Source organism: Pseudoalteromonas sp. NSLLW24 (assembly GCF_015864725.1).
In the GTDB taxonomy this organism is placed as follows: Bacteria; Pseudomonadota; Gammaproteobacteria; order Enterobacterales; family Alteromonadaceae; genus Pseudoalteromonas; species Pseudoalteromonas arctica.
Genome location: NZ_JADYWQ010000022.1, coordinates 1 through 11,613, shown reverse-complemented (window position 1 = coordinate 11,613; position 11,613 = coordinate 1). Strand labels below are relative to the sequence as shown.

Below are 11,613 nucleotides of genomic sequence, written 5' to 3'. Positions count from 1 at the left end.
TCTCAAATTATTTTTGTTCTAGCAGTGCAAGAAGTTTATCGAGTTTTTGCTCAATTCTATCTAATTGACTTGTTTTAAGCTCAGTACTATCTGACTGCTGTGGGTTTCTCATGAAGTTATTTATTGAATCAGGATTGTTTTTATATTGGCTTACTGCTGCAATAATCATCGGCATAGGAACCGGTTGCGCCAAACGGCTTTTAGTTAGTGCTACAGTAGGGGTTTTTCCTTCATCAAGAAGGGCTTTAATTGCATCAAATACAACTGAATTCATTAGATATATAACTCTTTAATAAAATAAATACGCAGCATATAAATGCTGCGCAGATGCTATGTTAGCAATAAATAAGGGAGGGTACATTAAATAAAATTACTTACTTTGACGAATGCGTACATCTAACTCGTCAATTACTTCACTCCAATCACCGTCTTGTGCAAGCGATTCAGCTAAAAAGTGCTGTTGTGCCTCATCCCAAAAAGAAGCTTCTTGGAGTAGTGTTGTGTCTTCTAATTCATGTGAGGCAATAAATGCATCTATTTGTTCATCAGAATTAGGTAATCCAAGCTGTGCAAATAGTGTATTGATGTCGTGTTTAGTCGTATCCATGATATTGCTCCTTTAAACGAATGAAAACTTATTCTAAGGATTAACTCTACTCCTAGCTAGTTAAACTCTCGCTGAATTTACGGTTAATAATTTTAGGTATATAGTTAGGTATAAAGTTAAACAGTCTACAGCTAAAATAATAAAGGAAATACAATGAGTGTAACCACGCCAGCTGATACGTTCAGCGTACAGTATTTAGCCGCAGAAGATATTAGCACTGCAGCAAGCCTAATTTATCAGGCTTATCATGACGATCCTGTATTACAAAACATGCTTAGCTACAATGACGAAAATAAATCAGTATACGAAAAAAAATTACGATCATTAATTCGCGAAGAGCTCAGTAGTTTTTGGCAAGAAAAGCAGCCATTAATTGGTTTATACCGCAACGATAAATTAAAAGCAGTAGCGTGTGTATTTGAATCTAATAGCCAATTACAAGCGCAGCGTTATTGGCACTGGCGTTTAAAATTAATGCTGAGTGCGGGCTACTTACAAACAAATCAATTAATAGATAAAGAACAAACAATTAGAGATGCCCTTAAAGAGAAGGGCAATTACTACTTTTTAGCTTTTATTGCCGTAGATCCACATTTTCATGGGCAAGGGTTTGGTCGTTACTTACTACGAGGGCTTGATGATTTAGTTAAATGTAACGCTGAGTCAACGGGGATGGCTGTATTTGTAACGCGTAAAGAACACACTGAATTTTTTAAAACCGAAAAGTTTGAAGCATTTAAACACCTTACTTTTAACCAAGTAGAGGGCGAGTTACTGTTTAAATCAATAATTGAGCCAACTATTTAAAATTATGATGTAAACCAATGCGCCCAAACGGACATAAGGCCGTGAGATATATCTCACATTATCGTGAGCATTGTCAGTTAAAGGCTATTAATATGCAGCCTTTTTTGATTCAAGCTATTGTTATTTAAAGTTTATTTTTATTTTTCATTTTTGTGACGTTTATTTATTTAGTGTTAAGTCCTATTTCTCCCCCCTGATTGCTTTAAACTTCTCTTTGTCAAGACGACATAGCTCAATGATTGAGTTACTGCCAAGGATACGGAATAGGCAACATAGCAGACGCTAGCAGGAAGCATAAAGGACAAGCTAAAACGGATACAAGGAAGAATAAGGAAGTGCATGAAGCACTTAGTAGCTAGGAGTTACTTTAGGATAATCACGGATGACGCTACAGGAAGTAGCAGGAGCGTTAGTTTACGTAGGACGGCCAAGATGGCAAGTGGACATTGCAGGATGCAAAAGTGGCAGGAGCTACTTTAAAGGATTACCAGGGATGATGCTACGGGATGTAGCTAAACGATAGATTTCGTGGGTTTGCCAAGATGGCTATGGATATTGCAGGATGCAAAAAGTGGCAGGAGCTACTTAAAAGGATTACCAGGGATGATGCTACAGTATGTAGCCAAACGATAGATTTCGTGGGTTTGCCAAGGTGGCTATGGATATTGCAGGATGCAATGTGAGGGTAAACAAGGTTGTTTACTCGTTCAGGGGATGATAATACGGATTTAAGATAATGGATATCTAGCAGGATGCAGTCCAATTGGGGCGTAACTTTAGTTACGCCTTAGTTTTTTGTGTTGAATTAAGTTTATCAACTTAAGACAAATACTCTTAAAGTATATTCAGTTTTATATTTTATGTGGTGGAACAACCACACTTTTCAAAAACTCATTTTCCATAATTAACACACCTTGATAAGCATTTTCACCATCGCTTGAAAATTCAAATATAAATTCACTTTTGATGCCTGGCTTGCCGTTCTTTAAAAAACCAAAGCGGCGTTTTGTGCATGCAACACTCATCAACTGCACCTGCAATTGCTCACTTTGACGTTTAGCATGAACGTTCGCCGCTTCAGCAACCTTTCGGTTAAGCCAAAATAAGTAAATTACACTACCAATAAGTATGAACGTCCATAAACTTGCCATTTAAGAGAATAACCTTCCAATTGCACGCGCGAGGGTTTCGCTACGATTTTCTTTACGTAATAAGCCTAATAAATGCGGGCGAATAGTCGGTATTGCAACTAAGTCAGCAAAAATACTTGGAAACAATTCTTCAATTTTTTGATGATGTGCGCAATTATCCATAAATACATGTAAGCGTTCAGGGTTCTCTAATTGCTTAAAACACCGCCCAGCTATTGTTAGTAACACGTCAGAGTCGTGCCTTACCGGCGAGCTTAGTACAGTATCAACTAATTGAGCGCATAACCCTTGAGCTTGACCTTTTGATGCAGATCTTAGTGCTGCGGTTATAGCTAATGTATCGTTATTACTAATTGCGGTCTGTGTGTAATCAACAAGTAACTCACTCATTGATGTTGGTATTTCAACGTGTTCAAGCATGGCACTGAGTGGTTGCAGTACTTCAATAGGTAAATGCGCCCATGCTTTTTGCAAATTATTTAAGTTTGTATCGCTGTCTAAGCGTAGTGCAAAATCGGCAATACCCTGCAGTGCAACACCTTGCCAATTATCAAAACCAATTTTACCGCTAAAGTATAGTTGTGCATGCTCGTAATATTGCGACGCAGGCTGTTTTAATAGTACTTTTACTTGGGCGTTAAATGCCGCTAATTTATTTGCGTTTGGTGTAAAAACATAAGGGTTATTATCAAGTTTTCCATCGGCTTGCTCACCTGTAATTTCAGTGCCTAGCGCTTGAATAACCATATCAGCAAAGTGATCGCGACTAGCACTTACAAGCATACTTTGCTCATCAAGTGGAAACTTTAAAAACCATACATAAGGTTCTTTACTGGCTTTAGTATCCCAAAATTGAATAGCGAGCCAAGCATGACCAGCAAGAGGATAAGGGTAAGGCACTTGAGCTTGTTCAATAGCTAAAAATTGTTTTTTATCAAGCTTAGTAATGTGCCTGCCAATATCAAAAGCACGCCACTGAGTACCCGCACCATCTAAAAGCTGACCTAATGTAGCTATTTGATCACTCATTGTTTTCTCAACTGTTTTTACTGCAAAATTACATTAATTATACGTCATAGCCGCCTATGAGGGAACAGGGTATAATTGCATTACATATATAAAAGAGGGTGGTTATGTACCAGCAAACCCAAACTTATTTAGTGCAGCTAACGGCACTTTTACAAAAACACGCGCTTTGGCAAAGTGAGCCAATAGACGCTGATGCACTGCTTTCAAATACTCCTTTTTGTCACGATACAATGGCGTTTGAGCAGTGGTTACAATTTGTATTTATTGATAAAATACAGCTATTAATAACGCACAAGCAACCACTGCCACGTAACTTTGCTATTGCCCCTATGGCGCAAATGACACTTGTGAATAAAGCGGGGAGCGATGAAATAATTGAATTACTAACAGCCCTTGATTCCTTTTTAGGAGAACCAAATGAGTGAGCGTCCGGCGCCTATAGAATATGGCGAGCTGACTATTTTGTATCAAGATGAAAACTATGTGGCTATAAATAAGCCTTCAGGCTTATTAGTGCATCGCTCGTTTTTAGATAAACACGAAACCCAGTTTGCTATGCAAATGTTGCGCGACCAGCTAGGGCAACATGTATTTCCAGTACATAGGCTCGATAGACCTACGTCGGGCGTATTGCTGTTTGCACTGAGCTCTGAAGCTGCTCGCGATATGAACCAGCTATTTATTGAAGGTACTATTGCTAAACGCTATTTAGCCTTAGTGCGCGGCTTTGCGCCAGAGTCAGTATTTCTAGATAAACCGCTTAAAGAAGAACTTGATAAAATAGCCGATAAATTTGCAGATCAAGACAAAGCACCGCAAGAAGCGCAAACCCAGTTTAATTGCTTGCACCAAGTTGCATTGCCTATTCCTATTGGTAAGTACCCAACAGTGCGTTACTCGTTGGTTGAGTGTTTTCCAAAAACAGGGCGCAAGCATCAAATTCGCAGACACTTAAAGCACTTATCACTGCCTATTATTGGTGATGTAAATCACGGTGATAATCAGCATAATCAATTTTTTAGGGAGCATTTTGAGTTAAGACGCCTAATGTTATTTGCAACAGAGCTTAGTTTTGTGCACCCTTATAGTAATGAATCAATAACAATTAAAGCGCCACTAGGTGAAGACATGCTTGAAATATGTAAGCAGCTAGGTTGGCCAGAGCAAGAAAAGGATTATTAATGGCACATATTAGTATTTTTGTAGGCAGCGTTAATGGCGGTGCAGAGCGTTTAAGCGATGAAGTTGCAGCCACAATAGAGCAAGCGGGTCATACTGCAACAGTAATTACTGAAGCATCACTTGATGATATAAAAAATGCATCGCATATTTTAATTGTTACCTCCACAACAGGCCAAGGTGATGTACCGAGTAATTTGGCAGGATTGTACTTTGCAATGAATAGCACTTTCCCAATGCTTACCGATAAACCGTTTGGTGTAATTGCAATGGGTGACAGATGCTACGGCGATACATTTTGTGGCGCAGGGCGTAGCTTTGACGAGTTACTACGCGATTTACAAGCAAAGCCTGTGGGTAACCGCCTAGAAATAGATGCATGTGAAGATTTTGAACCATGGCCAGTAACCGAGCCTTGGTTAAAAGTATGGCTAGAAAAACTACCTGTTTAATCCTTAACTTTAAGGTATTAAAAAAGGAGCGCATGCGCTCCTTTTTGCTTTTTTACTTTTAATATAGTTTTATAAATTAACTACTTCTGACATCTACTTTAAGTTTTAGCTTTTGGCCCGGTTGTAAGTATTTTTGACCGGCTAAATTATTCCACTTAATAATTTCGTTAACGCTTAGATTAAACTTAGATGCAATACGTGCAAGAGAATCACCTCGGCGTACTTTGTATGTAATAGTACGGTTGGTGCTTGCCGTTGCTTGTGGTTTATTAGCTGATTTATACACAGTTAGTTTTTGATTTAGGCGCAGTACAGAGTTTTTCTTTAGCTTATTCCATTTAGCCAACTCATCCATAGTTACGTCATATTCGCGGCTAATATCCCATAACGTGTCGCCACTTTTAACTGTGTGCGAAAGCTTTGTGCGAGTTGCTTTATTAGCAGCTAAACGCATCTGCTTTGGTAAATGCTCGCTATTTATAGCGCCATCAGTAAGCGGGACTAATAACTCTTGGCCTACTTTAATCGTATTTGATTTGAGTTTATTAAGCGATCGGATTGCACTTGAGCTTGTTGTAAACTTTTTGGCAATTACCGATAAGCTGTCGCCTCGAGCCACAATATAACGCTGCCAGCGTAATCTGTTTTTAATATCAGTGTTTGCTAATTTTTGGCTAAATTCCTCTGCTTTATCAACAGGCAATAATAAAGAATGCGGGCCATTAGGATCAGTTGCCCAGCGGTTAAAACCAGGGTTTAATCTGTATAGCTCAGTAAGCGTCATATCAGCCATATCAGCAGCAAGCGCTAAATCTATTTGAGAGCCAACATCAACCACTTCAACCACTTGTGCATTAATTACTGGTTGCCATGTAACGTTAAAATCATCTGAGCGTTTTAATAAATCGGCAAGTGCTAATAACTTTGGTACGTAGGCTGTTGTTTCGCTTGGTAAATCAAGAGACCAAAAATCGGTAGGTAAATGCTTTTTACGATTCTTTTTAATCGCGCGCATTAAACGCCCTTCACCTGAGTTATAAGCCGCAATCGCATTTAGCCAATCGCCTTCAAGTGTTTTATGTAAATACGATAAGTAGTCAAGTGCTGCGCGAGTTGATTGCACTATGTCGCGACGACCGTCGTACCACCAGTTTTGTTTTAAATCGAATCGCTCACCGGTTGCAGGCATAAACTGCCAAATGCCAGATGCGCTGCGATTAGAATAACCAAACGGGTCAAATGCACTTTCTACAATAGGCAGTAGTGCAATTTCGATTGGCATTTCGCGCTTTTCTACTTCTTCAACGATAAAGTGTAAGTAAGGTTCTGCACGTTTAGAAATACGATCTAAATAGGCTTGGTGGCGAGCGTAATAATTACGTTCAGTAACAACAGGGCGGTTTTGCGGTATTTCGATAGAAAGTTGGTAGCGAATTCGCTCCCATACATCATCAAACACGGGAGCTTCTTGCTCATCAGGGTCAACTTGCTGATATTGTGCGTTTACCATCAATGCATTGTTAATGTCGTTAGGACTTGCGCCTTCGAGTTGTTGGTTTGCTTGCGTGGCGACTTGAGAGTCTGAGTCTAGAGTTGTCACAGTTTGACAACCACTTAGCGCTAACGCCAAGGCTACTAATAGGGGAGATTTATTCATAAATACCAATACATCGGGTAAAAAACTCGGCGAATACTACCTGTTATGAGTTAACATTGCCACTTAATGACTTTTTAAAACGCAGAAATAGAATCATCACTATATCTTAAGTTAATGATTCTAATAAAATAAATATTAAAGTATTAGTTTGTGCATTAAAAATTGTCTTTGAACTGTCTCAGACTAGCAAAGTTCCCCCAAGGTTCATTGTTTTTTGTAACCGAGATGAATTTTTCTGGCACTAACTCTGTAATGGTTGGCAAATCGCTACGCATAAATGGATTTATTTTTAGCTCCTGTCCAATAGAAGTGGGTAGGGAGATTTGGTTATTACTGCGTAATTCATCTACTTTTTTACTGTACGCAAGGAGTTCTGGGTTACGTGGTTCAACCGCTTTGGCAAAGGCAAGATTAGCTTGCGTGTATTCGTGCGTGCAATACACACTGCAGCTTGCAGGCAGCTCTCTTAGTTTATTAAACGATTCCCACATTTGCTTTGGTGTGCCTTCAAATAAGCGCCCACATCCACCGCTAAACAATGTATCGCCTGTAAAAGCAAGTTCATCATTTGTATAGCAAATATGATCAAGCGTGTGCCCAGGAGTTGCCAAAATATTAAAGTTAATATTAAGCACACTGATGCTTTGACCATCAGTGAGTGCGTGAGTGACGCCTTTAAATGGACTATTTGCGGGGCCATAAACCGATATATCTGGATAGGCGTCAACTAATGCAGCTACGCCATCAGTGTGGTCGTAGTGATGATGCGTAATTAAAATACCACCAAGCGTTAGTTTGTGCTCAGCTAGATACGCTAATACGCTCTGTGCTTGGCCTGGATCGACTACCCATGCTTGGTTACTATTATCGGTAGTTAAACACCAAATGTAATTATCAGAAAAGGCTTTAATTGCTTTGACTTGCACCATGGTAAATTGCTCTATAAAGTGACACTTACCGCATAGTATAACGAGCTCAAAAAATGAAACCAGCCCTTAGTTTTCAAGAAGGACCCAAACCACTGTCGTGGCAACAGTTTCCTCATGGGGATTATTTGCGCAAAGATATTGAACGCAAAATGGAGCAATGGCTGCCGCGTATGTTTGGCTATCATATGCTTAAGCTAGGTAATTTAAGTGGCGAATTAAATACAAGTATAAGTACGATTAAACACCAAGTGTGTGTTGCAGAGCCTGGGCCTTACACTGGGGTAGTTGCTGACATAGATGAACTGCCATTTTACGAGCACAGTATTGATGCATGCATACTAAGTCACTGCTTAGAGTATCATTCAGACCCACATCACATTTTACGAGAAGCACATCGCACACTTATTCCGGGCGGCTATATAGTAATTACGGGATTTAATCCGTTTAGTTTGTGCGGACTTGCACAAATGCTGCCTTTTAGTGGTCAGAAATTACCATGGACGGGGCGCTTTTTTACACCTGCGAGGGTTAAAGATTGGCTAAACTTACTTGGTTTTGAAATTGTAAGTGACGAACGTTTTATTTATTCATCACTGGCAAGAGGTAATAGGCTATCAAGGTTTGAGTTTTGGCGGACTTTTGCAAAACAGTATTTAAAACCGATGGGCAGTGTTTATATGCTGGTGGCACGAAAAAGAGTTGCGCCACTTACGCCAATAAAACCTAAGTGGCATGCAAGGCCGCAGTTTGCGCCAGTAAAAGGGGCAGGGCTTAGACAAACGTCAAAGCAACACTTTAAATCGTGCGAGCAAGAAAATAATACCAATTGCATTAAATAAGTGATCTATTATAGCGCTAAGAAAATAGCACATTAACAAGGCGAAAATTGTGACATATAGTTGTTCTATATGAATAATTTTTAACGCAGTTAGTGAGTTATTTAATGCGATAGAATGAACATGTTTTTAATAAAATTGGTATAACAACTAGCTTTGAATAAATTAAGGCTGGTAGCCTACATCTTCTAGTAAATCTTTACTGCCAGCGGCATCGCGCGCTAAATCGTCAACTATTTCGTTGTACTTATGGCCGCTATGCCCTTTAACCCATTTCCAGGTTACATTGTGCTCGCTACAGGCTTTATCTAGGCGTTTCCATAAATCGACGTTTTTAACCGGCTTTTTAGCTGATGTTAACCAGCCACGTTTTTTCCAGTTAGTGATCCACGATTCAATACCTTGCTTAACATATTGGCTATCGGTTGTTAGATTTACTTCGCATTCTCGAGTGAGTGATTCTAGGGCTACAATAGCCGCGAGCATTTCCATTCGGTTATTCGTTGTGAGTTTATAACCTTGGCTCATTTCTTTTTCGTGGCCGTTATAAATCATAAAAATACCATAACCGCCGGGGCCTGGATTACCTAAACATGAGCCATCGGTGTAAATCTCTACGGTTTTTTGCACTGTTTTACCTTGATCTTATGTACAATAAAGTGATTATAGAAAGATACCAGAATCAGGCTAAATTCGATATGGCACGTAGACAAATAGTTTTAGATACAGAAACCACCGGCATAGACCCTAAACAAGGGCACCGTATTATAGAAATTGGGTGTGTGGAGTTAGTAAATCGCCGCTTAACAGGCAATAACTTTCACGTTTATATAAACCCACAACGCCCAAGCGAAGAAGAAGCAATCGACGTTCACGGTATCACTAACGAATTTTTACGTGATAAACCGTTGTTTCATCAAATTGCCCAAGAGTTTTTCGACTATATTGAAGGGGCAGAGTTAGTTATTCATAACGCCCCGTTCGATGTTGGTCATATGGATAACGAATTTGCGCTGCTTAATCAGGGCTACCCTAAAACAGATACTTTTTGTCAAGTTCTCGACACGCTTAAAATGGCGCGTGATTTGCATCCAGGTCAAAAGAACAACCTTGATGCATTATGTCGTCGTTACGATGTAGATAACGGTAAACGAACGCTTCACGGCGCGCTACTGGATTCTGAGATTTTAGCCGATGTGTACCTTGCCATGACGGGTGGTCAAACAAAGCTAAATTTGAATCAAAATAAAGATGACGGCAGCGAGCAACAGAAGGGCGGTATAAAGCGTTTAAATAGTGATAGAGCCCCATTAGTTGTATTACGAGCAAGCGACGCTGAGCAAAGCGCACACGAAGCACGATTAGATCTTGTAAACAAAGAAGGCGGCCAGTGCATATGGCGCGCTGAATAAGGCGATTTAATGAAAACGATGTATTTTGTAACAGCGTTATGTGCCGCTAGTTTATTTACTAGCAATGCATATGGCGTAAAACAAGTAGAAGTGCTCAAGCGCGATGGGCATCAAAATGAGATCCCTTTACTTGATAATCGTTTTCGCATAGATAGCAAAATAGATGAAATAACACTGCTTTTTTTTAGAAAATCAGGTGCACCTGCTGTTATTTTAGTGAGGCCCGATGGCAGTAAGTACTTTGCTACTGACTCAGTTAAAAACCCTAACTTAGATTGGTTTGATGAACTCAGCTACGATTTAGTAACCATAAAAAAACCTATGGCAGGTCCTTGGCAAGTAATAGGCAGTATTTTACCCGACAGCAGAATAGTTGTATTAGGCGAGATATCTCTTGAAGCAGAGCCTCTTCCTTCAATGTTGTTTAGGGGGGAGACAATAAAAATCACCGGAAAAATACTAAATGACGGTGAGCCAATTAACACAAACCTATTTAGAGATGTTGTTAGCCTTAATGTTGACTTTGTAAGTACCAACAATGAAAACTTTGCTAACTTTGGCGCAGGCATTCAAGAAGTAGCGGAATTTAAAGACGATGGACGTGGATTTGATGAGCGCCCTAAAGATGGTGTGTTTACTGGCGAGTTTACTTTAGATTTTCCTGCGGGTGAATGGACACCAGAGCTTTACGTGGCAACACCTCTGCTGCAGCGTCGCATTGTGCAAAATACAATAGAAGTGCACGAGCCACCTTTTGTAACCGAAGTCGCGTTAGCAGAGCAAGACACAGACGAGCATCTGTTAACTATAAATATAGACCCAAGTATTGTTAAGCCCGAAACAGTCATCATCCAGGGAAAAATCTACTATCCCAATAACGAAGAGCAAATGTTTACCATAGATGCTGCTGCTAAAGACTCACGACAACTTAGTGTTAAAAATTATGATTGGGGTAGATATAGTGTTGAACTGTCTGTTTTTGGCACTAATATTAATGGTCGTGAATTTATGGCAACGCTACCAACGTATAAATTTGAGATAGAACGACCCATAGAAGCGGTGCCCGAAATTGATCCGGCAACGATTATTACGCCAGATAAAATGATTGAGAGTGAGCCTGTTGAAGAAAAAATGGCCACATCTACAATTATTAGTTTAATTGTAGGCTGCAATACGCTCATTTTATTACTCGGTTGGTTGTTAATTCGTATATTTGTTCAGAAAAAACCGATTAAATTTAAAGTGAAGCTGCCTTTTTTAAAGAAAAAGAAAACAAGTGAAGGTGATGTTGCCGACACAGAAAAAAATCAAGTCGGTAAAAATGGCTCAAAAAATGACAGATCAGGTGAAATTTTAAACCTTTCGATGACAGATGACTAAAAAACCTATAAAAAAACAAAAAAGCCCTTGACGAAATAGGGGTTGGTTCGTATTATTCACGCCGCTGTCAGGGAGACCTAAACAGCAACGGAAATATGGAGTGGTAGTTCAGTTGGTTAGAATACCGGCCTGTCACGCCGGGGGTCGCGGGTTCGAGTCCCGTCCACTCCGCCA

General features: G+C 39.7%; 14 protein-coding genes and 1 tRNA gene. 8 read left to right on the top strand and 7 right to left on the bottom strand.

Annotated elements, in window-relative coordinates:
• Positions 1 to 7 precede the first annotated feature (7 nt).
• Entirely contained in the window at positions 8 to 274 is a 267-nt protein-coding gene (locus tag I6E72_RS17785) for a hypothetical protein (protein ID WP_010553684.1), read from the bottom strand.
• A gap of 96 nt (positions 275 to 370) precedes the next feature.
• A complete protein-coding gene (locus tag I6E72_RS17780; protein ID WP_002958240.1) occupies positions 371 to 607 on the bottom strand; it encodes a DUF2789 domain-containing protein in 237 nt (78 codons plus the stop codon).
• Between the two features lie 153 nt (positions 608 to 760).
• Here I6E72_RS17780 and I6E72_RS17775 point away from each other — a divergent pair, with 153 nt between their 5' ends.
• Complete coding sequence (locus I6E72_RS17775; RefSeq protein ID WP_008169301.1) at positions 761 to 1,414, top strand: GNAT family N-acetyltransferase; 654 nt, start codon at positions 761 to 763, stop codon at positions 1,412 to 1,414.
• A gap of 851 nt (positions 1,415 to 2,265) precedes the next feature.
• Here I6E72_RS17775 and I6E72_RS17770 read toward each other — a convergent pair.
• Both I6E72_RS17770 and I6E72_RS17765 read right to left on the bottom strand, forming a co-directional pair.
• The gene (locus tag I6E72_RS17770; protein WP_002963032.1) at positions 2,266 to 2,565 is read right to left on the bottom strand and encodes a DUF3301 domain-containing protein; all 300 of its coding nucleotides are present in this window, start codon (positions 2,563 to 2,565) and stop codon (positions 2,266 to 2,268) included.
• Positions 2,566 to 3,594 carry a DUF3549 family protein gene (locus tag I6E72_RS17765; protein WP_197113463.1) on the bottom strand — a complete coding sequence of 343 codons (1,029 nt, stop codon included), beginning with the start codon at positions 3,592 to 3,594 and terminating at the stop codon, positions 2,566 to 2,568. It abuts the gene before it with no gap.
• A gap of 104 nt (positions 3,595 to 3,698) precedes the next feature.
• Here I6E72_RS17765 and I6E72_RS17760 point away from each other — a divergent pair, with 104 nt between their 5' ends.
• From I6E72_RS17760 to I6E72_RS17750, 3 genes are read left to right on the top strand one after another with little or no spacing between them, the layout of a single operon-like run.
• Positions 3,699 to 4,019 (top strand): YqcC family protein, encoded by a 321-nt coding sequence (locus I6E72_RS17760; RefSeq protein ID WP_197113459.1) that lies wholly within the window; start codon positions 3,699 to 3,701, stop codon positions 4,017 to 4,019.
• The gene (gene truC, locus I6E72_RS17755) at positions 4,012 to 4,776 is read left to right on the top strand and encodes a tRNA pseudouridine(65) synthase TruC (protein WP_024593675.1); all 765 of its coding nucleotides are present in this window, start codon (positions 4,012 to 4,014) and stop codon (positions 4,774 to 4,776) included. The genes I6E72_RS17760 and truC overlap by 8 nt, the downstream gene beginning before the upstream one ends.
• On the top strand, positions 4,776 to 5,225 hold the full coding sequence (locus I6E72_RS17750; protein WP_197113457.1) for a flavodoxin: 450 nt from the start codon (positions 4,776 to 4,778) through the stop codon (positions 5,223 to 5,225). The genes truC and I6E72_RS17750 overlap by 1 nt, the downstream gene beginning before the upstream one ends.
• Positions 5,226 to 5,301: 76 nt before the next feature.
• Here I6E72_RS17750 and I6E72_RS17745 read toward each other — a convergent pair whose 3' ends face one another.
• Positions 5,302 to 6,882: a LysM peptidoglycan-binding domain-containing protein gene (locus I6E72_RS17745; RefSeq protein ID WP_197113455.1), complete on the bottom strand. Its 1,581-nt coding sequence runs from the start codon at positions 6,880 to 6,882 to the stop codon at positions 5,302 to 5,304.
• A gap of 155 nt (positions 6,883 to 7,037) precedes the next feature.
• The gene (gene gloB, locus I6E72_RS17740; RefSeq protein WP_101217181.1) at positions 7,038 to 7,811 is read right to left on the bottom strand and encodes a hydroxyacylglutathione hydrolase; all 774 of its coding nucleotides are present in this window, start codon (positions 7,809 to 7,811) and stop codon (positions 7,038 to 7,040) included.
• Between the two features lie 53 nt (positions 7,812 to 7,864).
• Here gloB and I6E72_RS17735 point away from each other — a divergent pair, with 53 nt between their 5' ends.
• Complete coding sequence (locus I6E72_RS17735; protein ID WP_101217180.1) at positions 7,865 to 8,650, top strand: class I SAM-dependent methyltransferase; 786 nt, start codon at positions 7,865 to 7,867, stop codon at positions 8,648 to 8,650.
• 162 nt (positions 8,651 to 8,812) lie between these two features.
• Here I6E72_RS17735 and rnhA read toward each other — a convergent pair whose 3' ends face one another.
• Positions 8,813 to 9,277 (bottom strand): ribonuclease HI, encoded by a 465-nt coding sequence (rnhA, locus tag I6E72_RS17730; protein ID WP_007378210.1) that lies wholly within the window; start codon positions 9,275 to 9,277, stop codon positions 8,813 to 8,815.
• A 68-nt stretch (positions 9,278 to 9,345) separates the two neighbouring features.
• Between rnhA and dnaQ the strand changes: the two genes are divergently transcribed.
• From dnaQ to I6E72_RS17715, 3 genes are all read left to right on the top strand, one after another.
• Positions 9,346 to 10,059 carry a DNA polymerase III subunit epsilon gene (gene dnaQ, locus I6E72_RS17725; RefSeq protein WP_007586004.1) on the top strand — a complete coding sequence of 238 codons (714 nt, stop codon included), beginning with the start codon at positions 9,346 to 9,348 and terminating at the stop codon, positions 10,057 to 10,059.
• Positions 10,060 to 10,068: 9 nt separating this feature from the next.
• On the top strand, positions 10,069 to 11,439 hold the full coding sequence (locus I6E72_RS17720; RefSeq protein WP_197113453.1) for a TIGR03503 family protein: 1,371 nt from the start codon (positions 10,069 to 10,071) through the stop codon (positions 11,437 to 11,439).
• A gap of 97 nt (positions 11,440 to 11,536) precedes the next feature.
• Positions 11,537 to 11,613: transfer RNA gene (locus tag I6E72_RS17715), tRNA-Asp, on the top strand.